The sequence below is a fragment of the Novosphingobium sp. KN65.2 genome, from assembly GCF_001368935.1.
GTDB classification, from domain to species: Bacteria; Pseudomonadota; Alphaproteobacteria; order Sphingomonadales; family Sphingomonadaceae; genus Novosphingobium; species Novosphingobium mathurense.
This window is the reverse complement of sequence record NZ_CCBH010000181.1, coordinates 1-25,653: the sequence shown is the minus strand read 5'-3', so window position 1 is coordinate 25,653 and position 25,653 is coordinate 1. Positions and strand designations below refer to the sequence as shown.

Sequence of the window (25,653 nt, the reverse complement as noted above, 5' to 3'; positions counted from 1 at the left end):
TCGCCCCGTCCTGATGGAACTCAGGCATATAGAGGAAGCGGGGATCAAACCGGTTCGGCGAGCTTTTGACGGATCGCGTCGGTCAGGGCGATGGGATCTCCGGCAATCTCGGGCTTCATTTCCCATTCGCCGAGCCTGATCGAACTGATGCCGACCAATCTGGCTCGTTCGAACCGGCGCTCCATGAAGGCATCGAGCGCATCTCCGACCTCCCGGCTGGCCAGTTCCTCGGAAAGGACCACCGCGTCTTCGATCGCCATGGCAGCCCCTTGCCCCAGATGAGGTGTGGCACTGTGCGCGGCATCGCCGATCAGCACGACCCGGCCCTTGTACCAGGGCGAAGGCATGATGCAGGCCTCCAGCGGACGATAGACGACCAGTTCGGGGTCGGTCACGTGCTTCGCGGCTTCGCCCAGAACGCCGCCATAGCCTTCGAGGCGCTTTCGCATCTCCTCGGCCAGCGTCTCTGGCGCGAAACGCGGATTGTCCGGCTCCTCGAAGACAGCAAAGATATACATGGTCTCCGGCGTGAGCGGACAATAGCCGGCCTTGCCTTTCGGTTTACCGATGTAAAGGTCGCTCCAGTCGACTTCAGCCGGACGCGGAACGTTGTAGCGCCATACGCCCTGCCCGGTGTACTGCGGCCGGGCATCCGGCCATAGCGTCTTGCGCACGGCCGAGTAATTGCCGTCAGCCCCGATGACGAGACCGTAGCTGCCCCTGGTTCCGTCGGTAAAGGCAACGTCCACCCGATCTCCGCGATCCTCAATCGCTTCGAAGGTGACGCCCAGCCGCACCGGAATGCCCAGTTCCAGGACCTTCTCGGTCAGGACCTTGTGCAACGCGGGACGCGTCAGCCCGAGGTCGGAGGGCAGCCCGTCGACCGCAGTGTCGCCGGGCAGCTCCTTCAGGACATTGCCTGCCACGTCGCAAAAGCGCGCCCCGCGATAGGCATATCCCGCCTTCACCGCGGCATTGCCGACCCCCAGCACATTGAGCGCGCGCACGAAATTGGCCTGGACGATGATGCCAACGTGGTAGACCTTCCAGTCCTTGTCGCGCTCGACCACTTCCACGTCGATGCCCTGCTGGTGCAGCCCGATGGCGACTGCCAACCCGCCGACGCCGCCGCCGATCACCAATACCTTGTTTGCCTTGGCCATGTCTCGTCTGTCCTCTCTCATTCAGCCGGTTGTGCGGCGGATCGGGGTGCCGGCTTCGGATCAGCCGGCAGGAAGCGAAGCTGATCGTCGCGGGCGAAAGTCACGTCCCAGTTGGGATAGTCCATCATCCAGCGGGGCAGTTCGTGCATGAAGATCGCAGTACCGAACGGGCCGTCCCAGACGCGCGGTTTCCAGCCATCATCGACGCAATCGCAATCCGCGCCGTATTCCATTTCACCGCCGAGGAAGCCCACCGTATCGGTGTAGAGAAAGGCCGCCGAGGTCAGGCGGTGACGCCCCAGGCCCCAGCCATTGTTGCGCCATCCGTTGCGGTCGAGGAAGTTCTTGGCGACCATGACTTCGTCGATGTCTTCCAGCTCGAAATTGCAGTGATGAAAGCGCAACGTGCCATCGAAGTTGGGCATGCGTGCATTGGCATCGGCAAGGAAAATGTTGTGGTGCTCATAGGCGCCATCGGCGCGGATATAGACGCCGAAGCCCTTCTGCACGTCAGTGACGCGGAAACCGAGCCGGTCGCGATAATATTCGAGCGCTTCCTGCACATCGGGGAAGGTCCAGACGCAGTGGTGGATACGCTTGGGTCGGGCCCGGTCGATCCACTTGCGCGGCTGGTTGAGCCTGCCGACATAGCCGGTCGTGTTGCTGGGCGAAGGCGCCCCGTGAACCGGGCGGGGTTGCCAGACCGATAGGGCAATGGCCTGCCCGAACGGCGTAACGAAGTGGACGGTACCCTCCTCGTCCGTCACCAGTTCGTGATCGCGTCCGAGATCGGCGACAAGGCGCCGCAGTCCCGTTGCGCTGTCGACCGCCCAGACGCACTCGTGAACGCCGATCCCGGTCTGCTCGGTCTTCTTCGGCAGGTCGGGATGGCCGCGCACGAGCAAGCGGACTTCGGCGCCGTCCTGCGTTTCGAAAAGTGCCGATTTGGCGTCCTGCTCGATCGGCTTGAGGCCGTAATCCATGAAGAAGCGGTGGGCCGTCTCAAGGTCATCCACGAGGAAGACCAGACGCCTGATACCGATGATTGCCATATCCAGACTCCTGTATTCTGTCAGGAATCGGGATGGCTTGGCGGCGCGACGTTTTTCTTGATCTGCCTCAATCCGGTTCCATGGATTGATCAGATGCATTCCTATCCATGAAATCGAATGTTCGAACTTGGGACGCTTAAGCGCAGGCCAGCATTGGCATTGCTGGCGGTCTCGCAGGAGCGCGAAAGCTTGCACAATTCATGCCCGCCGGGCACAACAGGACTGTCAGAACTCGAATGCAGACCGAGCACCGGGGGCATCGTCCCGGGCGAACTACAAGTTCGGTGTGTTCATCCGGTATTCCAGCTCGATCTGCTCACGCTCGCCTTCCATGGGCGATGCATCTCCGAGCGGGACGACATTGGCCGCGCCCTCCGTCTGACGCGCCGCTGCATCCAATCGTTCGACGACCCAGCGCAGCGCTCGATCGTTGTTGTTGGAAACATGCCATTGCACCGCTTCGCGGATCGACGGAATGCTGAAAGGCGTCTCGCGCATGACCAGTGGCAGGTTGCGCACAAAAGTCTCGGCCATGCGGCGATGAACCGTGGCGATGCGCTCGGTGCCGATCACCAGCCCGGCAAGCGAGAGAAACGTCGGCACGACGACCTCGACACGCCGCTGCTGCTTCTGGCGCCGCACGAACCAGTCATCGAATGCAGCGACCCGCGCCTTGCCGAAACGCGCCGTGACATGGCCGAGCTGGAAATAGCACTCGCGCGTCATCGCGTTCTGCATCGCCGGATTGCCTTCCCAACCGACGACCACGTAGTCGTCCTCGAAGAGGATCTGGCTAGGGTGATCGGTGGAAATGGCATAGTCGATGGTCAGCAGAAGGTCGACATAGCCGCGCTCGAGCATCTCCACCGGGTTATCGTTCATCGGCTGGATCTCGAAGCGAATGCCCGGTGCAGCCCGGGCGATCTCTGCCAGGGCCGGTGCCAGAAGAACCTCGGTCGAGTAGTCCGAGGCCATGATGCGGATCTGCCGGTCGGCCGTTGCCGGATCGAAGGGCGGCACAACGGTGATCGTGCTGCGGATCTGCTCGAGAACCGTCTGAACCGGATCGATCAGTTCTTCGGCACGCGCGGTAAGGATCATGTTACGTCCCTTCGCGACGAGCAGTTCGTCGCCGAAATAGTCGCGTAGCCGACCCAACGCGCTGGAAGTCGCCGATTGCGAAAGGCACAGCCTGTCCGCAGCAAGAGAAACGCTGCGCTCCGTCAACAGAGCGTCGAGCGCAACCAGCAGGTTGAGATCCAGCCTTCCAAATCGCATCGCCTTCTCCGCCGCTCCCTGGATAATCAGGCCGGGAACGAATAACGGATGCTTAGCAAGGGTATCGGTCCGCGCACAACGCGCAATGCTACCCGGCTAGTGTGGCTGCGCGACTTGCGCCGGCCACACCTTTCGTCATATTATTTGCCGATCTTCATCCCCAACGAAAGACCGCACGTGAAGCTTCTTCATCTCGATTCAAGCATCCTGAACGAAAACTCGGCGACCCGGGCGATCTCGGCCGCCGTGGTCGAACACCTCAAGCAAAACGATCCCGCGATCGAAGTTACCTACCGCGACCTCGCCGCAGCACCGCTGCCCCACGTCACCCTGCCCGCACTGGCCGGGGACGAATCCGCGGCCCTGGTGGAAGAACTGCTCTCCGCCGATATCCTGGTGATCGGCGTGCCGATGTACAATTTCGGCATGCCGACGCAGCTCAAGGCCTGGTTCGACCACGTCCTCGTCGCAGGGCGCACGTTCCGGTACACCGCAGAGGGACCGCAGGGCCTTGCCGGCGACAAGCACGTCTTCGTCTGCATGGGCCGTGGTGGCTTCTACTCGGAAGGGCCGATGGCGGCGATGGAGCACGCTGAAAGCCACGTGAAAGCGATGCTCGGCTTCATCGGCATCACCGACCCGGCAGTCATCGCCGCGGAGGGCATCGCGATCAGTCCCGAGCAGCGCGAAGCATCGCTCAAGGCCGCGCTCGACCAGATCGCCGAACTGCAGATCCGCGGCACGGCACCAGTAACCTGACGAAGCGATGAGGGACGCGCCCGTAGTCGCGGACGCGTCCCTTTCAAATAGCCTTACGAATGGCCAGGCTCTCCGTCTCCTGAAGAGATCAGGTCGCAGCCGCCTCATTTCGTTTGAGCCAGGCATTGCGCAAGTCGCGCTTGATGACCTTGCCCGCAGCACTGCGTGGCAGAGGCGCATCTCGGGTTTCCATGCTCTTGGGCGTCTTGTAGCGCGCGATGCGGCTGCGGCAGAACTCTGACAATTCGGCGAGGTCCAGAGCGGGACAGCCTTGCTTCAACACAATCACCGCGTGAACCCGCTCTCCCCAGGTCGCATCCGGCACGCCGATAACGGCGACTTCCTCAATCGAAGGGTGCCACGAAAGCGCATTCTCGACCTCGATCGAGTAAACGTTTTCCGCACCTGACACGATCATGTCCTTGAGGCGGTCGGTGATGTAGATATAGCCCTTCTCGTCGACATAGCCGACGTCACCGGTATGCAACCAGCCGTCACGCAAGGCATGGGCAGTTTCCTCCGGCCGGTTCCAGTATCCCTGCATGACGTTACCGCCTCGCCCGACGATTTCGCCAACCGTTCCGGCAGGAACTTCGCGGCCTTCTTCATCCACGATCCGGATTTCATAGCCGAGGCACACCTGGCCGCATGAACGCAAGAGCGACGGATCGGAATCGGGCCGGTGATCGCGGGGGGAAAGGAAGGTCGCCGCCGGGAATTCCGTCTGGCCGAACCCCTGAATGAAGTCGACGCCCGGAAAGCGCTGCCGGGCATAGTCCAGCGCGGCAGCGGGCATGGACGATCCGCCATAGCCCAGCACCTGAAGCGATCCCAAATCAAGCGTGGTCGCAAGGTCAGACTTGGCCATGCGCTCGATAACCGCCGGAACCGTGAAGCAATGGGTGACCTGATGCCGGTCGATCGCGCGCAGCATCGCATCGGCATCGAAGCTGCGCATGAACACGTGCGTCCCGCCGACCATGGTGCAGAACAGGGTACCGATGTCAGCAAGATGGAACATGGGCGCCGCGTGAAAATTGACGCAGTTCTCGTCGACCGAGATCGACATGAGCAAGTTCGACGCCATCACGTGCAGATTGCCGTGGCTGAGCATGACGCCCTTTGGCAGACCGGTGGTGCCGCCGGTGTAGAAGATCGCGGCCAGATCATCATCGGCCTGGTTCGCTTCCTCGACCGGCCGCGCATTCCTCGCCATATCGTCGAGATGGAGCTCGCAGACCGGCGACGGCCCGTCCATGGCGATCAACTTTCCGATCGCACCGTCTTCGATCAGGCCCCGCGCGACATCTTCGTACTCCGCACCGAAAAGCAGCAGCCGAGCCTGCGCATCGCGTAGTTGAAACGCGAGTTCGGCCGGCGCCAGTCTTGTATTGAGCGGCACGAGGGTACCGCCTGCCCAGGCACATGCAAAATAGGCTTCGAAGAAGAAATCGCAATTGTTGGCGAGGATCGCCAGCCTGTCTCCCGGACGCAGGCCCGCGGCGCGGAAACCTCCCGCGAGGCGGGCGACGCGCTCACGAACCTCCCGCCAGGTCTTGCGTCTATCGCCATCTATCGTCGCAACATGATCCGCACTGACGGTCACAGCACGGCCTAGCGCCTGAGTAATCCTCATCCCAGATACTCCAAACTTGTAATTCCAACCGTGCACCCAAAGTGAACTGCACGGACATCGCCGATCGGTCCGGACGGCCCCGAGCCTTCATCTACGGGCCCGATCGCCTGCCTCATTCGGTCCGACCGAGCCACCGCTGCAGAACGTCGGCGTTATCCTCCCCGATCTCGCGCGGGGCGAGCTTGCGCACCGAACCGGGCGTTGCCGAAAGCTTCGGGAAAACACCTTGCATCGGCACCGGGCCGTAATCGGGGTGGTCAAGCGTTACGACCGCTTCGCGCGCACGGAAATGCGGATCCTCGAGCATGTCCTGCGCATCGAAAATACGCCCGGCCGGAACACCGTGCTCGATCATTGCCGCCTCGACCTGGGCAACAGTCAATTGCGAGGTCCATTCACCGATCAGGGCGTCCAGCTCCACCTGATGTTCACCACGGGCAAGATGGGTGCTGTATCGTGCATCCTCGGCGAGCTCGGCCCGGCCCATGGCCTTGCATAGCCGAGCAAAGACAGCGTCCTGATTGGCACCGATCAGATATTCACCGTCACTGCACGGGTAGACGTTAGACGGGGCGATGCCCGGTAGCACCGATCCGGTACGAGTACGCTTATGCTCGGCCACCGCGTATTCCGGAATCAGGCTCTCCATGACCTGCAACACGCTCTCATAAAGCGAGGCATCGACGATCTGGCCTTGCCCGCTCTCACTTCGGTGGTGCAGCGCGGCAAGCGCCCCCATGCAGCCGTAAGTGGCCGCCAGGCTGTCACCGATGGAGACGCCCATGCGCGAAGGCGCCCGGTCGGGTTCTCCGACGATCGCGCGCCAGCCGCCCATGGCCTCACCGATACCGCCGAAGCCGGCCCGGGAAGCGTAGGGACCGGTCTGCCCGTAACCGGACACACGCACCACAATCAGTCCGGGATTGATCTTGCGCAGTTCGACAGGATCGAGGTTCCACTTCTCCAACGTTCCGGGGCGAAAATTTTCGATCAGGATGTCAGCCTGGCCCGCGAGGTCGCGCAAGGTCTGCTGACCGTCCGGAGAACGCAGATCCAATGCAACGGACAGCTTGTTACGGGCGATGACCTGCCACCAGACCGGAGTTTTGCCCTGCCCCCAGTTGCGCATAGGATCGCCGGCACCCGGCGCCTCGATCTTGACAACTTCGGCGCCCATGTCGCCCAAGAGCTGGCCACAGAACGGGCCTGCGATGAGCTGTCCCAGTTCAATAACCTTGATGCCTTGCAGCGGCCCGGCCTTCACAGGGTCTGTCACCCCAATTCTCCTTTTATTTCTTCAGCATGCCGCCGTTCATGCAAAGTTATCGCGATGCGATCTCATCCATCGCGAACCACTGTGGAAGGGCGGCGGAATCAAAATATTCGTCAAGTCGGACGATCCGGTCGTCCTGCACCTTGCAGATCACGCAGGACGCCATCTCAAGCCGCATCCCGTCCCGTCGTGTGCCGGTAACGATGTGCTGTTGCACGAAACCGTCGGCGAAGACTTCGAGCGTCCGGTTCTCGTATCGACGGTCACTAGCCCGGGCGACGAAACCCTCCAGCACCGCGAGGTTTTCCTCGCGGCTGCTTTCGGTTCGGTCGGTCGCATGCCAGATCACGACATCGGGGTGGTAGACATCGCGCACTGTCTCAACGTCACCGCGTTCGATGGCGTCGAAGAAGCGCTCTGCCACTGCCCTGATGCGCTCATCCCGGTTCACGCTGCAGCCTCGAGCGGCTTTGGCGCAGGATAGAAGCTATCGCCCTGTTCGGCCATCCGGCGCAGCAGCGCAGGCGGCGCGAAGCGATCGCCCAGTTCCTCTGCCAATGCGTCGCATTCCTCAACGAAGCGGGCGACGCCCACCATGTCGATCAGGCTGGCGGGGCCTCCGGTCCAGGTTGCGAAGCCCCAGCCCAGAATGGCGCCGACATCGGCATCGCGAGCGCTGGTGAGTACGCCTTCATCCAGGCACCGCGCAGTTTCAACCGCCTGACGATAAAGGAAGCGGCGCTTGAGTTTCTCGAGAAGTTCGGGATCGGATTTCGCGACCTTGACCGGGAACATTTCGGCCAAGCCCGACCAGAGCCGCTTGGGCTCGCCTTTGGGATAATCGTAGAAGCCCTTGGCATTCTTTCGACCGAGGCGGTCAGCCGCCACGAGATCGATCAGCATCTTTTCACTACCGCCGCTGGGTTCGCCCAGACCCATATCCACACGGGCTTGCCGAGCCACCTTGTCGACCAGATCGATGGCAACATCGTCGGTCAGTTCCAGTGGCCCGCGCGGCATGCCAGTCATCCGTCCGACATTGTCGATGATCGCCGGGGCAATGCCTTCCATCAGCATCTCGAATCCTTCGCGAAGATAGGAATCGAAGACGCGGCTGGTGTAGAACCCGCGGCTGTCGTTAACGACGATCGGAACTTTCTTGAGCTGCTTGCAGTAGTCGACCGCCTTGGCGAGCGTTTCGGTGCTGGTTTCCTTGCCAACGATGATCTCGACCAACTCCATGCGGTCGACCGGCGAGAAGAAATGGATACCGATGAAGTTGGCAGGTCGCTTCGACGCCTGGGCCAGACCGGTGATCGGCAAAGTCGACGTATTCGATGCGAAGACCGCTTCGGACGCGAGCACGGCCTCCGCCCGGACCGTGACGTCAGCCTTGAGCCCGCGATCCTCAAATACGGCCTCGACGACGAGGTCGGCTCCGGCGATCGCCTCGTAATCCGTGGTCGCAAGGATTCGAGCGATCAGCGCATCGGCCTCTTCGCGGGTCATCGTTCCTCGCAACACCGCCTTTTCAACGATGGCTTCGGAATAGGCGCGGCCCTTGTCGGCAGCCTCCTGGCTCGTGTCGATCAACACGGTCTCAATTCCGGCGCGCGCCTGCGCGAAGGCAATCCCGGCGCCCATCATGCCGGCGCCAAGAACGGCAGCCTTGGTCACCTTGCTGGGCGGGACGCCCTCGGGACGACCGGCGCCCTTGGCGTTGGCCTGCTTTGACACGAAGAGCGAACGGATCATTGCGCGGGCTTGCGGTGTCTGCTGCGTGGCCAGGAAGAGGCGTGCTTCGACCCGCAGGGCCGCGTCCATCGGCAGGCCGTAACCTTCGTAGACGCAACGCGCGATGTTCTCCTGCGCCGGAAAATTGTGCATGCCCTTGGCCTGCACTTGCGCTGCAGCGAGCATGAACACGCCGCTGCCCGCCGGGGTATAGGGGCCGTGCTCCATCCTGTAGCCCTTGACGTCCCAGGGTTGCACGCCCTCCCCGCCATTGCGGATCCAAGCCTTGGCGACCTCGACCGCCTCGCCCGGCTCCACAACCTCATCGACAAGCCCGATCGACTGTGCCGTTTCTGCATCCATCGGCTTGCCGCCGAGCATGAAGTCGAGGGCCTTGCGCGGCCCCGCAAGCCGGGTAGTCCGCTGGGTGCCCCCGGCGCCAGGGAGAAGTCCGATAGTCACTTCAGGCAGACCGACTTTGACACCTCTGGCGGCAACGCGGCGATGCGCAGCCAGGGCGAATTCGAAACCGCCGCCCAAAGCTAGCCCTTCAAGAGCAGCGGCAACCGGCTTGCCGACAGTCTCCAGCGCACGCAGTGCCCGGCTCATGCGACTGGTCACCGGCAGGGCTGCGGCGAGGGCCGCACCTTTCGCCTGTCCACCGGCCGTTTCACCCAGTTCCCCGAGATCGGCGCCCGCACAGAAGGCGTTGGCCTTGCCCGAAGCCAAGACGGCGCCCTTGATCGCGCCGTCTGCTCGGATTCGCTCAACGAGCAAATCCAGATCGGCGACGGCACTGTCGGTGAAAGTGTTCATGGTGCGCCCGGGAACATCAAAGCTGACGAGCGCGATGCCGTCGGCGTCAACGGTAATGGTAAAGTTCTTCATGGGACCTCCTTCGCGTGGGCCGGTCAGATGCGTTCGATGATGGTTGCCGTGCCCATGCCAGCGCCGACGCAGAGCGTAACGAGCCCAGTCTCACGGTCTGAGCGCTCCATCTCGTCAAGCAGGGTTCCCAGGATCATCGCCCCGGTCGCACCGAGCGGGTGCCCCATGGCGATGGCGCCGCCGTTCACGTTGATCTGCGAATGGTCGATGCCAAGTTCCTGCATGTAGAAGAGCACGACGCTCGCGAACGCCTCGTTGAGTTCGAAGAGGTCGATATCGGCCTTCGTCATGCCTGCCCGGGCCAGCGCCTTCTGCGTAACGGCAACCGGACCCGTCAGCATGATCGAAGGCTCAGAACCGATCGAAGCCATCGCCCGGATCCTGGCCCGCGGCTTGAGACCCATTGCCTCCCCGGCCTCGCGGGAGGCGATCAGCACACCGGCCGCCCCGTCGACGATGCCAGAGCTGTTACCGCCGTGATGCACGTGATCGACTGCAAGCAGTTCGGGATAGCGCTGGCGAATGACGGCATCAAAACCGTCCGCTCCCATCCGCTCGAACGCGGGCTTCAAGGCTCCTAGACCTGCCAACGTCGTGTCCGGCCGCATGTGCTCGTCACGGTCGAGAACGGTGATGCCAGCGTGCTGCACGGGCACGATCGACTTGGCGAAGCGCCCCTCGCTCCAGGCCGCGGCAGCACGCTTCTGGCTTTCGACTGCATATGCGTCGACATCCGTACGCGAATAACCGTTGAGAGTCGCAATGACGTCGGCACCGATGCCCTGTGGGGTAAAATAAGTGCGCGATGCGACGTCAGGATCGGCCGACCAGGCGCCACCGTCCGATCCCATGGCGACACGACTCATGCTCTCCACACCCCCGCCGATGGCGACGTCCGCCTCGCCCGAGACGATCTTTGCCGCCGCAATGTTGCACGCCTCGAGGCCCGAGGCGCAGAAGCGATGGACCTGCAGGCCAGCCGCAGTCTGCGCGTAGCCCGCGTTGAGGACCGAGACCCTGGCGATATTCGCACCCTGTTCGCCAAGCGGCGCGACGCAGCCCATGACGACATCGTCCACCTTGCCCGTATCCAACCCGTTGCGATCACGAAGCGCCTGAAGCACCTGCGTCGAAAGCGAGATCGCCGTCACTTCGTGCAGCGACCCCTTGGCGTTACCGCGGCCACGTGGGGTCCTCACGGCATCAAATATGTAAGCTTCTCTCACGTTGATCTCCTTGGGCGGCTCAACGCCCCGGCGCACGCGGGGCGGGGGCGGGTGTCAGTGAAAATCGGGGTGCCGGCGCGGGCTGACAGACGCCATCCAGCTCGATGAAGGCGCAGCGCTCGCGGTTTTGCGCATGGTTTGGCGCTTCATTGAAATCGAGGACGGGGGCAAAACACACATCTGTGCCTTCCATGATCTCGCACCACTCCTGCCGCGTCTTGCTTGCGAAGACTGCGGAGAGACGCTCGCGGCGGGCTTCAAGCGTTGCCGGATCGTTCTGCTCGGCAAAGATCGGATCCTCCGCGAGCCCGGTCTTCTCAAGCAGCTGCGCATAGAACTGCGGCTCGATGGAACCAATGGCGACATACTTGCCGTCGGCCGTCTCGTAGGTGTCGTAGTAGGGGGCGCCGGTATCGAGATAATTTGTCCCGCGCTCGTCGTTCCAGATTCCCTGATTGCGAAAACCCCAGATCATGCTCATCTGAAGCGACGCACCATCGGTCATCGCGCAATCGATTACCTGCCCCTGCCCGGTGCGCCGCGCGAACAGGATCCCCGCAAGCAAGCCGAAAGCCATCATCATGCCACCGCCGCCGAAATCGCCGACCATGTTGATGGGCGGGGTCGGCTTCTCCCCGGTGCGGCCGAAAGCATTGAGGGCGCCGGTGAGCGCGATGTAATTGATGTCGTGCCCGGCTGCCTTGGCGAGCCTGCCCTCTTGCCCCCAGCCGGTCACCCGACCATAGACAAGACGCGGATTGTCCTTGAGCAGGACTTCAGGGCCAAGTCCGAGACGCTCCATAACCCCGGGCCTGAACCCTTCTATCAGCGCATCGGCTGAGCGAACCAGTTCGCGCAAGGCTTCGATTGCAGCCGGATCTTTCAGGTCCAGCGCAATCCGCGTGCGAGAACGGGCCAGCACATCCGTGCTGTCGACAACGAAGCCGGGCCGCTCCACGCGGATCACTTCGGCTCCGTGATCGGCCAGCATCATCCCCGCGAACGGGCCGGGACCGATCCCGGCCAGTTCGACGATCTTCAGTCCTTCGAGGGCTCCTGCCATGGCCAGTCCTAGAAGCTCAGTCCCAGTTGCACGCCGAATTCGCGGGGTGGCTGGTACGCACGTAGGGCGAGAAGCGACCCCAGCGAGAAGCTGTTGTTCATGAGGTTGAGGTCGCTCAGGTTCTTGCCGTAAAGCGAGACGCGCCAGTGCTCATCCAGGGACTGGAAACCGATGCTGGCATCGAAAGATACGTTCTTGGGTCGTATGAAGGCGTCGGTCTGCACGTTCAGCGGCGTGAAGCTCGTGTAGATCCGGCTCTGGTAACGGCCGCTGCCCTGGAAGGTGAAGGTGCCGAGGTCCGTTTCAAGTTCGTAAGTGCCGGTCAGGCTGGCGTTCCACTTGGGGGCGAAGCTGAGCGGAAGGTTCGAACGGTCGATCTCGCCAAGCCCATCGCCCAGGTTGGCCGTGAAGTCGTTGAAGTGCGCATCGAGATAACCGAAGGTTCCGGTCACGGTCAGGCCGCGCACCGGCCTTGCCGTAAGTTCACCCTCGACACCGCGAAGGGTCGCGCTGGCCGCATTCGTCGTCAACGTCTGGTTGATCGTTGTGCCCGGCAGAACCTGCTGAACCGACTGCTGCATGTCGGAGTAGTCGGCAGTGAAGATCGCCAAGTTGGCAATCAGCCTGTTGCCGAACCAGGAGCTCTTCAGGCCACCTTCGAAGCTGTCGACATGCTCAGCGTCGTAAGGACCGACGACATCGAAATTACCGGCTCGCCCGTTAAACCCGCCGGAACGATATCCGCGGGAATACTGCACGTAGGTCAACAGCGATTTCGTCCACTGGTAGCTGATTGCCGCTTTGGGCGAAAAGTCATTGAACGGCTTCGAGAAGGTCTGCGACGCGGGATAGAACAAGGGCTGAATCGTGAAGCGCTTTTTATCGTGGCTATACCGACCACCGACGGTCAGCGTAAGCCGATCCGTTACCTTGTAATCGATCTGTCCGAATACGGCGTAGGACTTCGAAGTCTGGGCCGTAATCAGCTTCGACCCGGCGTCCTCGCCCCCGAAAATGAGACCGGTCTGCGCGGTATCGTTGTTGTAGCGCTGCCAGAGATAGTACAGGCCAAAGACATAGGTCAGCGGGCTGCCGTCATTGTCGGAAGCGACGCGCAGTTCCTCGCTGAACTGACGATGCCTTTCGTGATTGGCAATGTTGAGAAAGCTGATCGGTGTACCATCGAAATCGCTATCCACCGCGCTGGCAGTGCGGCGATATCCGGTGATCGATGTGAGCTTCACTCCACCCGGCGCCCAGTTCAACTGGAGCGTCTCGCCGGTCGTCCTGATGTCCGCGCGCATATCGCCGTCCGGAAACCCGTTGACGTTGGTATGGTAAGGCGGTTGATCCGGATCGGCGGGGTAGCCGTAGGCCGGCAGCACCATGCCAGGCAGGCTGACATTGGTCAGCGGCGTTCCCGTGCCCTTTTCGTCACTGTGGTCGACGATCAGCGTCGCATCGAAGTTATAGGCGGGCGTCAGAACCAGAGTGCCGCGCACGCCGGATACATTGCGCTTGCCAAGACGACGGCCGTCACCGCCCTCGTAATCGTTGTGATAGAAGCCGGAATAGTGGGTTTCGAGCATCGAGACTCGCAGTTTGAGCAAGTCTTCGATAACCGGACCTTCGATCGAGCCGCGAAACTCCCGTCGACCATAGCTTCCCAATGTACCGAGCGCTTCAACCGCGAGCCTGTCACCCGGAAGCTTGGTCCTCAGGCTCACAACACCGCCGATCGTGTTACGGCCGTAGAGGGTCCCCTGCGGACCGCGCAGGATCGAGACCTGGTCGATATCGTAGAAGTCCTGAACGGTACCGACGTTACGAGCCTGGTACACTCCGTCCACCTCAACACCGACAGTGGGTTCGGTGGCGGACTGGACATCGGAATATCCAAGTCCACGAATGGCATAGGTGCCGGCAAAGGGAATGGCTCCGACCGGCTCGAGAATGACGTTGGGAATCTTGCCGTCGAGGTTCGTAACCGATTGAACGACAGCATTCTTGAGCTGGCTGGAATCGAGGGCCGAGACTGCGAGAGGGACGTCCTGCAGATTTTGGGCCCGGCGCTGCGCGGTCACAACAATTGCCGGTACTTCTTCGGACATCGCCGGCTTGCCGTCATCTACGGCCGCTTCCTGGGCGTGCGCACCGGAAGCAAGCGCCATGGCCATCATCGAACATCCGGCCAGGCTGAAATAGGTGCGAGTCATCAATCCTCTCCATCACAGACCCCTTCTTCATTCTGGAAGGGTCGAGCCGGACCATGCTCACGTTGTGCTTTCATGTCAAAGCTTTTGACGTTTAATATCTATTATTTTGACGAATAACAAAGGGGAGTGAGGCCACTGCCGGCCCGTCGGCAAGAATTCTTCAACGATTATAGGCGGTAGACGCACCGGGGCGAGGCCAGCGCACCCGGTAGAGGCGACCGGAACTGGACGCGGTCGCCCAGGCTTCACGCATGTCTTTGCCCCCAAAGCAGATATTCGTGATACCGATTTCAGGGAAGGCGATGTGTTCGTGCGCCCCGTCGGGAGCGATTACCGTCAGCCCACCCTCAATAAGGGTGCCGACGACGACTCGCCCATCGCGTTCGACTGCAAGGCTGTCGAAGTAGCAGTAGCCGGGCATCGTCAGGACAAGTCGTCCCGGCAGCCATGGAACGCTCGCCTGTGCGACTTGCCCCGGCCCTGAAATCTCGGCAGCCCAAAGACGCGCGGTGGGCGTTTCGGCCCAGTAAAGCGTCTTCTCGTCGGGAGACAGACCAATACCGTTGGGACCGTTCAGTCCGCCCAATGCCTGGCGGATACCGCTCCCATCGGCCTTTGCGTAATAAATATAGCCGATGTCGACACGGTCTTCACTTGTCTTGCCAAAATCGGTGAACCAGAAGCCGCCTTGCGAATCGAATACGATATCGTTGGGCCCGCGCAAGGCGCGGCCTTCGCAGGCGGTATAAAGCGTCTCGACGCGACCGCTCTCGGGATCGACCCGCTGGATCGAACCACCCCGATAATCGCTCGGCACACCATGAGGCATGAGTTGCCCGCCTTCGAGCTCGGACCATGCAAAGCCGCCGTTATTGCAGACGTAGATCATGCCGTCCGGTCCGATCGCTGCGCCATTCGGACCGCCGCCGGTTTCCGCCACCGGACTGACAGCGCCATTCATCGCCACTCGCAACAAACGACCGCCGTGGGTATCCACAACGATGACCGAACCATCAGCCATGGCAATAGGGCCTTCGGGGAAGCCAAGGCCCTCTGCTACAATCTCCAGTTCCATGTACGATCCTCTCTGCGCCAGGCTCGTTTCGCCCGGGTTTTCCTTATGTTTCGCTGCCGCCTCAAGAGGCCGCAGGAGCAGGCACGCGGCAAGTCCGCCAATGAATTGCTGGCGGGTCAACGTAACACCAGCGACAGTTTCAGAGCATCTGCGCATCGTCGATCGCGATCACGCTGCCTGTGACATAAGCCGCTGCATCCGAGGTAAGGTGGAGAACATTGGGCAGGATTGCGTCCGCGGGCATGAGGCGCGAGCGCGGAAGGCGCTCGATCATGCGTTTGCCCGAAGCGCTTTCGAACCACTCCTCGTTGATGTCGGTCAGCATGTAGCCGGGGCATAGGGCATTCACACTGATGCCAGCCTTGACCCATTCCTTGGCGAAGGCCCTTGCCAGCATGACCGCCGAGGCTTTCGAGGCGCAGTAGGCGACGAGGCCATGCAGGGCATTGAGCCCACCGACCGAGGCGAGGACCACTATACGCCCGCGCTGAGCCATGCCGTCCGATGCCAGGAGTCGCTTGCCACCCTCGCGCACCGTCAGGAATACGCCGCGGCAATTGACCGATTGGATGGCATCAAAGTCCTCGATCGGCAAATCGACCGCCATGCCCGATGAATTAACCCCGGCATTTGCAATAACAGTGTCGACAAGGCCGAAATGCGCTTCTGCCATGTCGAAGGCGGCGACCACGGAAGCCTCGTCGCGAACGTCGAGAGGAACCGCCAGTGCCTCTCCGCCGTTGCTCCGGATCTCCTCAACCAGGGATTCCAGGCGGTCGACACGCCGGGCAGCAACGACGACACGCGCACCTGCCGCTGCAAGCGCTCGAGCGAAGAGCGCCCCCAAACCGGAAGAGCCGCCGGTAATCATCACGGTGCGGCCCTCGTGCGTGCGGGCCATATCGTTCTTGTCGGTCAATGACATTATTCCGTTCCTCTGGATGCACGCATAAGCGCGCTTGTTCTGCTGCGTCCAAGCCGCCCGTTCAGCCAGTATGCGGCATCGACAAGGGCCTCGAGATCGAGCGGGAGCTGGTCGCCCAGCGCAAAGACGACATCTTCGCTTGCCACGTTACCTGCGGCACCGGGCGCGAAAGGGCAGCCACCGGTCCCGCCGATGGCTGCATCGACGGTAACCGCCCCTGCCGCCACCGCCGCGACGGCATTTGCGACGCCCGTTCCGCGGGTGTCGTGAAAATGAACGCGGATCGGCAACGATCCCACTGCCGCTTTCACTTGTGAGACCAACTTCGTCACCTCGACAGGCCGGGCAACGCCGATCGTGTCGGCCAGTGCAATTTCACGAACGCCGAGAGCGGCCAGCGCACACGCCATAGCTTCCACGCGCGCCGGATCTACCTGGCCGGTAATGGGGCACCCGAAAGCCACTGCAATTGTTGCCTGGGCAGGCCGCTGCGCTTCCTCGGCCATGGCTACGACGCGCATCGCCATAGCAAGGCTTTCCTCGCTCGACTGACCTTGGTTGGCGATGCCGAAACGATCGCTGGCCACACACACAATGCCCAGTTCATCAATGCCGCTGGCAATGGCACGTGCGGCACCGCGCTCGTTCAGGACGAGACCGATATGCGTCACACCATTGTCTCGGGGCAATCCGGCAACGACCGCCTCGGCATCCGCCATCTGCGGAACCCGCTTGGGGTTCACGAAACTCGCCACCTCGATACGGCGCGCGCCGGCAGCTGTGGCCCTGGCGATAAGGGCAAGCTTGTCCTCAGTTGAAAGGACGGTTTTCTCGTTCTGCAAGCCGTCCCGTGGGGAAACCTCGACCAGTTCGATCATGACTTCAATCCATGGATGTAATGCGGCTGATCGATAGCCAGGCAGTCGAGCGCCCAGCGCCGCAAGTGATCGCGAAGCCGCGGATCGTGGTAAGCGATGCGTCCTTCGCGGATCGCGGTGGCCAATGCCGTCTCCAGTTCGGCTGCAGCACCTTCCCGACCAAGCAGCATGCGCAGCCGTTCGCCCGCTCGCGCCTGCGCTTCGCCGCCCAGGGCATGTTCACGGCGCACGATCTCAAGTGCATTGCGGGCGATACGACGTTCATAGGAACCTGCCGAGTTGTCGAAATCGCCGAGCCATTCACTCACGGCCTGCAGTAACTCGCTCATGGTAGGATCGCACATCATGCCGCCTGCTCCTTCAGGTCCTCATCCATCAGGGCGAGCAGGTCGACTTCGCATTCACTGAGACGCCGACCGATAACTGCACGTTCGACCGACCGACTCTCACCGCTGGCAAAAGTCCGGTACATCATCATCGTCACTGTCGCCCACTTGAGCGTTCCCATCGCCTGCCACCAGCGGATGCGCTCGATCGACGGCGCCTTACCGCCTGCCTGTTCGTAGCCGCAGAGGAGTTCATCTAGCGGCGCGAAACCGCCCACCTGCAGGCTCGTCTCACCGAAGCGCCAGGAATTGACGCAAAGCCAACCCAGGTCCTCAGCCGGATCGCCCGAATGGGCCAGCTCCCAGTCCAGCACCGCGACAAGGCCGCACGCGGGGTCGACAATGAGGTTGCCATTGCGAAAGTCCCCATGGACCAGGACAGGCTCCACTGGCGCCGGAATGGTATCGCGAAGCCACGCGACCGCAGCCTCGATAACAGGCCGAACATGTTCGCCCTTGCGGTAGATTGCCTCATAGCGATCCAGCGAAGCGGCGGCATCCAGCCGTTCAAGAACAGGCGCCCGGTCTGTGGAAATGGCATGAATACGGGCAAGGGCAGCACCGCACTGCCGACCGAGCACAAGGCGCGCGGGAGCGAATTCCTCCGACGCCACGATTTTCCGCCCAAGCGTCACCCCCTCGACGCGCTCCATGACGTAGGCTTCGCCAAGCTCGCTCAGCATATCGCAGCCATAGATTGGCTTTGCTACCGGAACCCCGGCTTCGGCGGCGAGCGCAAGCAAGGCCGCTTCCGTCGCAAGTGGCAGCGAAGTTTCGAAGACGGTGCCGTCTCCCGCCCGTCTTCGGCGCAGGATGAGCGGCCGCACGTCGCGACCCGACACTTCATCATAAGCCCAGGTCTCGAGACTCGCCCCGCCCGTCAGGCGCTTGAGGTTGGCAATCGTGGCCGCGGCCCCTGCACGCTGCGCAAGAGCGTGCTCAATATCTGCGGTCATGCATCTCTCTCCTTGTCTCAAGACATGATGGCTCAAATCCTCTTTGTCAAATATATTGACGAGAACTGTGAACAATCCGATGATGATCCGCATGGAACAGGATGCCCGGAGAGCCCAATTGGCCGAATCACCCTATGACGACGACGATGTCGAAGCCTTCCGCGATGGACTGGCGAAGTTCCTCGATGCCGAGGCGCCCCCCGAACGCATCGCAAAATGGGAAAAGGACAAGATCGTCGAGCGCGAACTTTGGCACAAGGCCGGCGAATTCGGCTTATTGGGCGTATCGGTCCCTTCCGAATACGGCGGCCTGGGCGGAGATTTTCGCCATGAGCGCGTCATTATCGAAGAATTCGGCAAGCGCGGCCTCGAAGGATGGGGCGTTCCGCTGCACAATATGATCGTCGCTCCATACATCATCGCCTTCGGGACCGAAGAGCAGAAAGCCACGTGGCTGCCCGGCATCGTCAGCGGCAAAACCGTTCTGGCCATCGCCATGACCGAGCCCGGCACCGGATCCGACCTCCAGGGCATTCGCACCCGCGCCAATCGCGATGGCGATGATTGGATCATCAACGGCAGCAAGACATTCATTTCCAACGGCCAAACCGCAGATCTGGTCCTGGTCGTATGCAAGACCGATCATGAAGCCGGGGCCAAAGGGATCTCGCTCATCGCCGTCGAAGGCAATCGATCCGACTTCAAACGCGGGCGCAATCTCGACAAGATCGGCCGTGACGCTCAGGATACTTCCGAACTGTTCTTCGACGGGGTTCGCGTGCCCGCCTCGAACCTGCTAGGCCGCATCGAGGGTCAGGGCTTCGCCCAGCTCATGTCCATGTTGCCGCAGGAGAGACTCGGAATTGCTGCCATGGGCCTCGCCATCCTTGAGCGCGCCCTCTCCCTGACCATCGACTACACGCGTGAGCGGCGCGCTTTCGGCAAGGCACTGTTCGACTTCCAGAACACGCAGTTCACCCTTGCCGACATCAAGGCACAGGCAATGGCCGCACGCGCCTTCGTCGATTCCTGTACCGACAAACTCCTCGCAGGAGCACTCGATGCAGCGACCGCATCGATGGCAAAACTGTTCGTTACCGAAACCGAAGTCGCGGGCGTGAATCGCTGCCTGCAGCTTTTCGGAGGATACGGCTACATGAACGAATACCCGATCGCCCGGCTCTACAGGGACGCGCGCATCGACACGATCCACGGCGGCACTTCGGAGATCATGAAAGTCCTCATCGCGCGAAGCCTTTGAAGCGTCCGTCGGGGATTTACGCGAGACAGCATTGCGCCGCGCGGCACCTTCTGCAAAACGTGCAGAGGAGAGCCGCTAGCATGGACAAGACCTTGTATCTTATCGTTCCACTCTTGCAGGGATTCGAATGGTTTGACGAATCCCTGCAGTTAAGCCTTCGCGAAAAAGGCTGGCCAAATCTGACGCGTCCGGAATCGATGGTGATGATGCATGTTCAGCAGAACATCGTCAGGCCGGCAGAGATCGCACGGAGCTTGCGCCTGACACGCCAGGCGGTTCATGTCACGATAGGCGGACTGGTGAAACGCGGCATTTTCGAACTGGTCGACGATCCGGAGGATGGTCGCATCAAGATCGTGCAACTCACAGAGATGGGCAATGCCATGCGCCACGATGCGCAGTTGATCGTCCAGGAACTGACCGGGCAGTTGGCCAAGCGCATCGGAAAACCGCAAGTGCGCGCACTGCGTGACGCCTTCTCGCGCGACTGGGGCGATCCGATCGTGTGCACGGTCGAGAACGACCAAGCACGTGCCAGGCCGGAACAGCCGTCATTCCCGCGACCCATGGGACGCCCACCCGGCCGCAAGTCTCGTCCTCAGGACTGACAGCGACGGAAACCGATCGTCGAGCCGATAGGATATCCGGCTCGACGATCTTGGGGGATTGTCACAGAGCAAGCATCGCTTCGCGGTGCGGAACGGTTGCGATCCACGCATTGAGCGCTTCGCAGGCTTCGGCAGCCATTTCGGGCTGGCCGAAATAGTAGTGGTTTGCGCCCTTCACCACATGATGCGTCTGGGGCGCATTGACGGCCGCTTCCCTTAGCCGCCCGGCATGGCTGGGCGTGCACGCATCGTCGGCGCTGTTCTCGATGACGAGTAGCGGCACCGTGATGCGGGCTGCGCAGCGCAGTCCGTGAGCGTTTGAATCATCATAGGACCACTGCGAAAGCCAACTGCGCAAGGTAGAGAAGCGCGCCAGCCCAACCGGTCCGTCATTGACCACCTCCGGATCGCCCAGGAAGCACCAGTGCGGCGGCCGGTCGCTCGGCTCGAGAGTCTCGTCGAGAAAACGCGGATCGGCCATCGTCCCATGGACGACGAAACCTTCTTCGTGCTTCTCCTTGCCGGCAACGCGCAACGCCGCGAGACGCTCCTTGACCCAAGCTGTGATCCTGCGGTTACGGGCAATCTGAGCGTTACGATACCGTTCTACGTAGGCCGGATCGTAGGGGGCCTGATTGGGATTGGCCGGGTCGTAGATATTGAGTTCGGGATCGCGCTCGAATGGCCGCGATTCGTCGGTGATCGAAGGGTCGATCCATTCGGTGAGAGTCAGGTTACGGGAGAGATGTGCCGCCAGGAGCGCCACACCGTCGGCAGGGATGAGACCGGCCGCTGTGAGATCGAGCGGATCTCCGGCAGGGGTATGCGTGACAGTCGGATTTTCGGCCTCCGCCTGGTAGAACAGCGAAAGGGCGCCGCCCCCGCTCCAGCCTCCGAGAATGACTTTCTTGTAGCCCAGCCGCTCCTTCGCATCGCGCACCGCCGCGCCCAGATCGAGAGCGCACTTTTCCATGATCAGGGCATTGTCGATGCCGCGATAGCGGCTGTTGCAGTAGATGACGTGCGTTCCTGTCTTGGCAAGCGCTGATGGCAGGGGCAACCACGCGCCGCCACCGATCGGATGCATGAAGAGCACAACCGTATCGGACGGCGTTTCGGGCTTGAGCAGATGCGCTTCAAGCACGACCTTGCCGACCTGCCCGCTGTAGGTATCCTTGAACGCGGCGGTTTCGTCGAAGATTACGAGATAGGGTGTCCGCTCATATTTCATGGGTCATGCCTTCCTTGGCGCCGCGGCGCGCATGTCGAGTGCCTCTGCACCGAATTTCGCGATTTTCGCGGCGCGTGTCCGCTCCGTCCACGCACGAAGTGTCTCAGGCAAGTGGCGCTTTTCAGCGGCCAGGATGGCGTCATGCTCTGGCACTCTGATGGTGATTTCGACCTGTATGCCATTGGGATCGTACATGTAGAGCGAATTGACAAAGCCATGACCGAGTGGGCCAGCGCACTTGATCCCGAATGACCGGATACGCTCCTGCATCGCCAAGAGCTGCTCTTCGGTGTCGACCTGCATGGCGAAATGCATGTCGAAGCTGTCCTTGCGGTCGAACCAGTGCGGATCGGCGTCCCCCGGCGCATCGAAAAAGGCAAGGTAATTGCCGTCGGCAAGCTCGAAGAAGATGTGCATGTAGGGATTCTGCGCCCCGGTGCCCGGCACGGTATCCAATACCAGTGCAGCGGCAGTAGGAAGTCCCAGAACATCCTCGTAAAACCAACGAGTCTGCTCGGCATCGCGGCAACGATAAGCCGCGTGATGAAGGGCACCGAGATGAACTGGCGCCGGGGTCTTTTGGGTCATTAGCCTCTCCGGGAACACATACGTTTCGTATTCGCAAGCAGATCACCTCCACAAAATTTTGTCAAATCTATTTACGTTCTCTTCGAACAGGGATAGGATTGCCGCAAAGGAGAGGACCTGCATGAACTTCGACCTTCCACTCGAACTGGAAGCCTATCTTGGCGAGCTCGATGCCTTTATCGAGGCCGAAATCCGCCCTCTGGAGCAGGCCGACGACAACGTGCGGTTCTTCGATCACCGGCGCGAATGGGCACGCACGGACTATGATCGCGGCGGCCTTCCCCGGCACGAATGGGAGGACCTGCTCGGCGAAGCGAAGCGACGCGCCGATGCAGCCGGTCACTTACGTTTCCCGCTTCCTTCGGAGTTTGGCGGACGCAATGGTTCGAACCTCTGGATGGCGGTGATCCGCGAACATCTCGCCGCGAAAGGTCTGGGCCTGCACAACGACCTGCAGAACGAACACTCGATCGTCGCCAATTTCCCGCAGGTGCTCATGTTCCGCGATTTCGGAACGCAGGCGCAGAAGGACGAATTCATCGCCGGCATGCTCGACGGCAGCCGCAGTATCTGTTTTGGCCTGACCGAACCAGAGCACGGGTCCGATGCAACTTTCATGGAAACCCGCGCCATCAAAGCAGAACGTGACGGCATTGCAGGCTGGCGCATCGACGGCGAGAAGATGTGGACGACCGGCATGCATGTCGCAAGCCACGTCATGGTTTTCGCGCGCACATCCGGCAAGGACGGCGATGCCGATGGCATCACCTGCCTTATCGTTCCGGCACAGGCTCCCGGCGTGAAGGTTGAGGAATACCTGTGGACCTTCAATATGCCCACGGACCACCCCCGGGTAAGCTTCACCGACGTGTGGGTTCCGGAAACCGCACTTCTCGGCGCCATCGGCAAGGGCCTCGAGCTTGCGCAGCATTTCGTTCACGAGAACCGGATTCGCCAGGCAGCTTCGTCGCTGGGCGCGGCCGACTACTGCATTCGTGAAAGCGTCTCCTATGCGCGGGAACGCAAGCCGTTCGGCAAGGCGCTTGCAGTCAATCAGGGCATCCAGTTCCCCCTCGTGGAACTGGCGACCCAGGTGGAAATGCTTCGCCTGCTCATCCGCAAGACGGCTTGGGAAATGGATCGCATGACCAAACCGGAGGTCGCACGTCAGCTCTCCGACAAGGTCAGCATGTGCAATTACTGGGCCAACCGCCTGGTGTGCGAAGCAGCGGATACGGCGATGCAGGTCCACGGCGGCATGGGCTATTCCCGGCACAAGCCTTTCGAACACATCTATCGACACCACCGCCGCTACCGCATCACCGAAGGGGCAGAGGAGATTCAGAAGCGCAAGGTCGGCGCATGGATGTTTGGTTTTGCCGGCCCCCGCAAGGCGAAAGCATGAGCACGTCCCTTCCGCTGCGCGTCGACTATCGCGACCTGCACAAGCTCGTCGGCAATGAGATCGGTCTGTCGCGCTGGATCGAGATCGATCAGTCGCGGATCGACCGCTTCGCTGACGTCACCGAAGACCATCAATGGATCCATGTCGACCGCGCGCGCGCCAAGAGCGAGAACGGCGGCACGATAGCGCACGGTTTTCTGATGCTTTCGCTGGTGCCTGCCCTCACTCTACCGATGCTGGAAGTCGATGGCCTCAAGCAGATCTTCAACTACGGAGCGGACCGCTTGCGCTTCCTCAGCCCGGTCCGATGCGGCGAACGGATACGGGCAAGGCAGGAAGTCATCGCGGTCGATCGGCGTGCCAGCGGCACCTTGCTGCGCAGCCGGATCTCGATGGAAAAGCCCGATGGCACGAGGCCGGTCTTCACTTTCGAATCGCTTAGTCTGATGGTTCCCCTTGCCGCGAGCGACGAAACCGACCTGATCGTCGAGCCTGCTGTCGCCAGCGGAGCAAAGGCTGAAGGACTGCAGGCAATTCGCTAGGGTAACCGCGTATGATCGCATCAGAACGCAATGCCTGGAAGCCCGTTCCGATGACCCGCCCCGACCTGCCAGTCGAGCAGCAGGTTCGACTTCACGCGCAGAGCCGTCCCCACGATCTGGCGATCGTGGCAGCCGGCAACCGCTGGACCTGGCAGGAACTCGATATCCATTCGGACCGCCTTGCTGCCGGATTGCAGGAGCGGGGCCTGCGTGCCGGTGAACGCATCGCCTGGTCCGGCCGCAACGAGGCCTGGCAACCGGCTCTCATGATTGCCTGTCTGCGGACCGGGATCGTACCCGTCGGCATCAACTGGCGTCTGACATCCGCGGAGTTGACCCCGATCCTGAAACTGGTGGGCCCGCGTCTGCTTGTCGCGCGGGTTTCCTTCGCCAGCGAGACGGGACTAAACCGCATTGAGCCCGAGAGGCTTGCCCGTGAGGCGCGCTACGACCACTTGTCCACTGTCGCTTCCCCCAAGGAGGACGATCGCCCCGCGGCTATCTTCCTGACTTCCGGTAGCACCGGAGCGCCCAAGGCACGAATGCTCCGACGTAATGCACTCCACGCACGCCTCTGCGCGCCGAATGCTTTGGACCTCGACGGCGATGCGCGACTGCTGATCGCTGCTCCATTCTTCCATGTCGCGGGATGGGCCTGGACGCTTTTCGCCCTGGCTGGTGGCCTGCGCCAGATTGTCGCCAGTCATACCGAACCTGCAGGATTGCTGGACCTCATTGCCAGCGAAGGCGTGACCCACGCGCAGTGGCTGCCTTCGATGCTGGAGGCCTTGCTACGCGAACAAAGCGAGAAGCCCCGCGACACCAGTTCGCTACGAATGGTCGCTTATGGTGCCGGTGCAGTCGAGCGCGAAACACTGAACGCAGCGCAGGCGACGTTCGATACCGGCTTCTGCCAAGTCTACGGGCTCACCGAAACGGCTGCCGCGATCGGGCATCTCGATGCAGAGGTCCATCGCCGCAGGCGCAATCACACCCAGTTGCCAACGACATTTCCGGATCCCGATATCGCCATAACCATCACCGATGGAGAAGGTCTATTACTGCCGCAAGGTCAGATCGGCGAAGTGCGCATTGCGGACCGCCAACCTCCTGTCGAAGGCTTGACACCGGACGGCCCGATTTGCCTTCTCGACCAACAGGGCCGTATTCCAACCGGCGACCTGGGATGGATCGACGAGGAGGGATTTCTGCACCTTGTCGGCCGCGCTGACGAAATAATTATCACAGGCGGTGAAAACGTTCATCCCGGCGAAGTGGAGGAAGTTCTCAACAAGTCCGCAATGGTTGCCGAAGCCTGTGTCTTCTCACTGCACGACAAAGAATGGGGCGAGAAGATATGTGCCGCCATCGTGCCGCATGGCGACGTCGTCGACACGCGGGCGCTGACCGACTTCTGCCGGGAGCACCTTGCCGGGTTCAAGGTGCCGCGCACTTACGTCATCGTGCGCGAACTGCCGCGAACAGCTACCGTGTCAACGGCGGAGTAAAA

General features: G+C 61.6%; 23 protein-coding genes. 6 read left to right on the top strand and 17 right to left on the bottom strand.

The window, feature by feature from the left end:
• Positions 1-44 precede the first annotated feature (44 nt).
• From SPHV1_RS18665 to SPHV1_RS18655, 3 genes are all read right to left on the bottom strand, one after another.
• Entirely contained in the window at positions 45-1,163 is a 1,119-nt protein-coding gene (locus tag SPHV1_RS18665; RefSeq protein ID WP_054947539.1) for an FAD-dependent monooxygenase, read from the bottom strand.
• A 17-nt stretch (positions 1,164-1,180) separates the two neighbouring features.
• Positions 1,181-2,215, bottom strand: a complete 1,035-nt coding sequence (locus SPHV1_RS18660; RefSeq protein WP_082431065.1) for a VOC family protein — start codon at positions 2,213-2,215, stop codon at positions 1,181-1,183.
• 273 nt (positions 2,216-2,488) lie between these two features.
• Positions 2,489-3,493 carry a LysR family transcriptional regulator gene (locus tag SPHV1_RS18655; protein ID WP_054947537.1) on the bottom strand — a complete coding sequence of 335 codons (1,005 nt, stop codon included), beginning with the start codon at positions 3,491-3,493 and terminating at the stop codon, positions 2,489-2,491.
• Positions 3,494-3,670: 177 nt separating this feature from the next.
• On the opposite strand from SPHV1_RS18655, the gene SPHV1_RS18650 reads away from it, so the two are divergent.
• On the top strand, positions 3,671-4,252 hold the full coding sequence (locus tag SPHV1_RS18650; RefSeq protein ID WP_139383975.1) for an FMN-dependent NADH-azoreductase: 582 nt from the start codon (positions 3,671-3,673) through the stop codon (positions 4,250-4,252).
• An 88-nt stretch (positions 4,253-4,340) separates the two neighbouring features.
• On the opposite strand, the gene SPHV1_RS18645 is transcribed toward SPHV1_RS18650, so the two are convergent.
• From SPHV1_RS18645 to SPHV1_RS18590, 12 genes are all read right to left on the bottom strand, one after another.
• The gene (locus SPHV1_RS18645; protein WP_054947536.1) at positions 4,341-5,888 is read right to left on the bottom strand and encodes a long-chain fatty acid--CoA ligase; all 1,548 of its coding nucleotides are present in this window, start codon (positions 5,886-5,888) and stop codon (positions 4,341-4,343) included.
• Between the two features lie 112 nt (positions 5,889-6,000).
• The gene (locus tag SPHV1_RS18640; RefSeq protein WP_231634746.1) at positions 6,001-7,164 is read right to left on the bottom strand and encodes a CaiB/BaiF CoA-transferase family protein; all 1,164 of its coding nucleotides are present in this window, start codon (positions 7,162-7,164) and stop codon (positions 6,001-6,003) included.
• A gap of 46 nt (positions 7,165-7,210) precedes the next feature.
• The gene (locus SPHV1_RS18635) at positions 7,211-7,612 is read right to left on the bottom strand and encodes a nuclear transport factor 2 family protein (protein ID WP_054947534.1); all 402 of its coding nucleotides are present in this window, start codon (positions 7,610-7,612) and stop codon (positions 7,211-7,213) included.
• The gene (locus SPHV1_RS18630) at positions 7,609-9,783 is read right to left on the bottom strand and encodes a 3-hydroxyacyl-CoA dehydrogenase NAD-binding domain-containing protein (protein WP_054947533.1); all 2,175 of its coding nucleotides are present in this window, start codon (positions 9,781-9,783) and stop codon (positions 7,609-7,611) included. The genes SPHV1_RS18635 and SPHV1_RS18630 overlap by 4 nt, the downstream gene beginning before the upstream one ends.
• Before the next feature lie 23 nt (positions 9,784-9,806).
• Positions 9,807-11,009 carry an acetyl-CoA C-acetyltransferase gene (locus tag SPHV1_RS18625; protein ID WP_054947550.1) on the bottom strand — a complete coding sequence of 401 codons (1,203 nt, stop codon included), beginning with the start codon at positions 11,007-11,009 and terminating at the stop codon, positions 9,807-9,809.
• A gap of 19 nt (positions 11,010-11,028) precedes the next feature.
• Positions 11,029-12,072, bottom strand: coding sequence for a CaiB/BaiF CoA-transferase family protein (locus tag SPHV1_RS18620; RefSeq protein ID WP_054947532.1), 1,044 nt, complete (start codon positions 12,070-12,072; stop codon positions 11,029-11,031).
• Positions 12,073-12,080: 8 nt separating this feature from the next.
• The gene (locus SPHV1_RS18615; protein WP_054947531.1) at positions 12,081-14,288 is read right to left on the bottom strand and encodes a TonB-dependent receptor; all 2,208 of its coding nucleotides are present in this window, start codon (positions 14,286-14,288) and stop codon (positions 12,081-12,083) included.
• Positions 14,289-14,448: 160 nt separating this feature from the next.
• Positions 14,449-15,363: an SMP-30/gluconolactonase/LRE family protein gene (locus SPHV1_RS18610; RefSeq protein WP_054947530.1), complete on the bottom strand. Its 915-nt coding sequence runs from the start codon at positions 15,361-15,363 to the stop codon at positions 14,449-14,451.
• Positions 15,364-15,502: 139 nt separating this feature from the next.
• The gene (locus SPHV1_RS18605; protein ID WP_054947529.1) at positions 15,503-16,288 is read right to left on the bottom strand and encodes an SDR family NAD(P)-dependent oxidoreductase; all 786 of its coding nucleotides are present in this window, start codon (positions 16,286-16,288) and stop codon (positions 15,503-15,505) included.
• Positions 16,288-17,166 (bottom strand): hydroxymethylglutaryl-CoA lyase, encoded by an 879-nt coding sequence (locus tag SPHV1_RS18600; protein ID WP_054947528.1) that lies wholly within the window; start codon positions 17,164-17,166, stop codon positions 16,288-16,290. The genes SPHV1_RS18605 and SPHV1_RS18600 overlap by 1 nt, the downstream gene beginning before the upstream one ends.
• Positions 17,163-17,495, bottom strand: coding sequence for a DUF6285 domain-containing protein (locus SPHV1_RS18595; RefSeq protein ID WP_231634745.1), 333 nt, complete (start codon positions 17,493-17,495; stop codon positions 17,163-17,165). Before SPHV1_RS18595 ends, SPHV1_RS18600 begins: the two co-directional genes overlap by 4 nt.
• A 14-nt stretch (positions 17,496-17,509) precedes the next feature.
• Complete coding sequence (locus SPHV1_RS18590) at positions 17,510-18,508, bottom strand: phosphotransferase family protein (protein WP_054947526.1); 999 nt, start codon at positions 18,506-18,508, stop codon at positions 17,510-17,512.
• A gap of 118 nt (positions 18,509-18,626) precedes the next feature.
• On the opposite strand from SPHV1_RS18590, the gene SPHV1_RS18585 reads away from it, so the two are divergent.
• Both SPHV1_RS18585 and SPHV1_RS18580 read left to right on the top strand, forming a co-directional pair.
• The gene (locus tag SPHV1_RS18585; RefSeq protein ID WP_231634744.1) at positions 18,627-19,769 is read left to right on the top strand and encodes an acyl-CoA dehydrogenase family protein; all 1,143 of its coding nucleotides are present in this window, start codon (positions 18,627-18,629) and stop codon (positions 19,767-19,769) included.
• An 80-nt stretch (positions 19,770-19,849) separates the two neighbouring features.
• Positions 19,850-20,377, top strand: coding sequence for a MarR family winged helix-turn-helix transcriptional regulator (locus tag SPHV1_RS18580; protein ID WP_054947525.1), 528 nt, complete (start codon positions 19,850-19,852; stop codon positions 20,375-20,377).
• A 61-nt stretch (positions 20,378-20,438) separates the two neighbouring features.
• Here the strand turns inward: SPHV1_RS18580 and SPHV1_RS18575 are convergent, their stop codons facing one another.
• A complete protein-coding gene (locus tag SPHV1_RS18575) occupies positions 20,439-21,608 on the bottom strand; it encodes an alpha/beta fold hydrolase (protein ID WP_054947524.1) in 1,170 nt (389 codons plus the stop codon).
• A gap of 3 nt (positions 21,609-21,611) precedes the next feature.
• Complete coding sequence (locus tag SPHV1_RS18570) at positions 21,612-22,196, bottom strand: VOC family protein (RefSeq protein ID WP_054947523.1); 585 nt, start codon at positions 22,194-22,196, stop codon at positions 21,612-21,614.
• Between the two features lie 121 nt (positions 22,197-22,317).
• On the opposite strand from SPHV1_RS18570, the gene SPHV1_RS18565 reads away from it, so the two are divergent.
• The 3 genes from SPHV1_RS18565 to SPHV1_RS18555 are packed head-to-tail and all read left to right on the top strand — an operon-like array spanning position 22,318 to position 25,651.
• Positions 22,318-23,601, top strand: coding sequence for an acyl-CoA dehydrogenase family protein (locus tag SPHV1_RS18565; protein ID WP_054947522.1), 1,284 nt, complete (start codon positions 22,318-22,320; stop codon positions 23,599-23,601).
• On the top strand, positions 23,598-24,143 hold the full coding sequence (locus SPHV1_RS18560) for a MaoC family dehydratase (RefSeq protein WP_054947521.1): 546 nt from the start codon (positions 23,598-23,600) through the stop codon (positions 24,141-24,143). The genes SPHV1_RS18565 and SPHV1_RS18560 overlap by 4 nt, the downstream gene beginning before the upstream one ends.
• A gap of 11 nt (positions 24,144-24,154) precedes the next feature.
• Complete coding sequence (locus SPHV1_RS18555) at positions 24,155-25,651, top strand: class I adenylate-forming enzyme family protein (protein ID WP_054947520.1); 1,497 nt, start codon at positions 24,155-24,157, stop codon at positions 25,649-25,651.
• The last annotated feature ends 2 nt before the right edge of the window (positions 25,652-25,653 follow it).

Excerpts from the sequence above, each read along its gene's own strand:
- SPHV1_RS18665 (WP_054947539.1), bottom strand. The coding sequence starts at position 1,163 with ATGGCCAAGGCAAACAAGGTATTGGTGATCGGCGGCGGCGTCGGCGGG.
- SPHV1_RS18660 (WP_082431065.1), bottom strand. The coding sequence starts at position 2,215 with ATGGCAATCATCGGTATCAGGCGTCTGGTCTTCCTCGTGGATGACCTT.
- SPHV1_RS18655 (WP_054947537.1), bottom strand. The coding sequence starts at position 3,493 with ATGCGATTTGGAAGGCTGGATCTCAACCTGCTGGTTGCGCTCGACGCT.
- SPHV1_RS18645 (WP_054947536.1), bottom strand. The coding sequence starts at position 5,888 with ATGAGGATTACTCAGGCGCTAGGCCGTGCTGTGACCGTCAGTGCGGAT.
- SPHV1_RS18630 (WP_054947533.1), bottom strand. The coding sequence starts at position 9,783 with ATGAAGAACTTTACCATTACCGTTGACGCCGACGGCATCGCGCTCGTC.
- SPHV1_RS18620 (WP_054947532.1), bottom strand. The coding sequence starts at position 12,072 with ATGGCAGGAGCCCTCGAAGGACTGAAGATCGTCGAACTGGCCGGGATC.
- SPHV1_RS18615 (WP_054947531.1), bottom strand. The coding sequence starts at position 14,288 with ATGACTCGCACCTATTTCAGCCTGGCCGGATGTTCGATGATGGCCATG.
- SPHV1_RS18610 (WP_054947530.1), bottom strand. The coding sequence starts at position 15,363 with ATGGAACTGGAGATTGTAGCAGAGGGCCTTGGCTTCCCCGAAGGCCCT.
- SPHV1_RS18605 (WP_054947529.1), bottom strand. The coding sequence starts at position 16,288 with ATGTCATTGACCGACAAGAACGATATGGCCCGCACGCACGAGGGCCGC.
- SPHV1_RS18600 (WP_054947528.1), bottom strand. The coding sequence starts at position 17,166 with ATGATCGAACTGGTCGAGGTTTCCCCACGGGACGGCTTGCAGAACGAG.
- SPHV1_RS18595 (WP_231634745.1), bottom strand. The coding sequence starts at position 17,495 with ATGAGCGAGTTACTGCAGGCCGTGAGTGAATGGCTCGGCGATTTCGAC.
- SPHV1_RS18590 (WP_054947526.1), bottom strand. The coding sequence starts at position 18,508 with ATGACCGCAGATATTGAGCACGCTCTTGCGCAGCGTGCAGGGGCCGCG.
- SPHV1_RS18580 (WP_054947525.1), top strand. The coding sequence starts at position 19,850 with ATGGACAAGACCTTGTATCTTATCGTTCCACTCTTGCAGGGATTCGAA.
- SPHV1_RS18575 (WP_054947524.1), bottom strand. The coding sequence starts at position 21,608 with ATGAAATATGAGCGGACACCCTATCTCGTAATCTTCGACGAAACCGCC.
- SPHV1_RS18570 (WP_054947523.1), bottom strand. The coding sequence starts at position 22,196 with ATGACCCAAAAGACCCCGGCGCCAGTTCATCTCGGTGCCCTTCATCAC.
- SPHV1_RS18565 (WP_054947522.1), top strand. The coding sequence starts at position 22,318 with ATGAACTTCGACCTTCCACTCGAACTGGAAGCCTATCTTGGCGAGCTC.
- SPHV1_RS18560 (WP_054947521.1), top strand. The coding sequence starts at position 23,598 with ATGAGCACGTCCCTTCCGCTGCGCGTCGACTATCGCGACCTGCACAAG.
- SPHV1_RS18555 (WP_054947520.1), top strand. The coding sequence starts at position 24,155 with ATGATCGCATCAGAACGCAATGCCTGGAAGCCCGTTCCGATGACCCGC.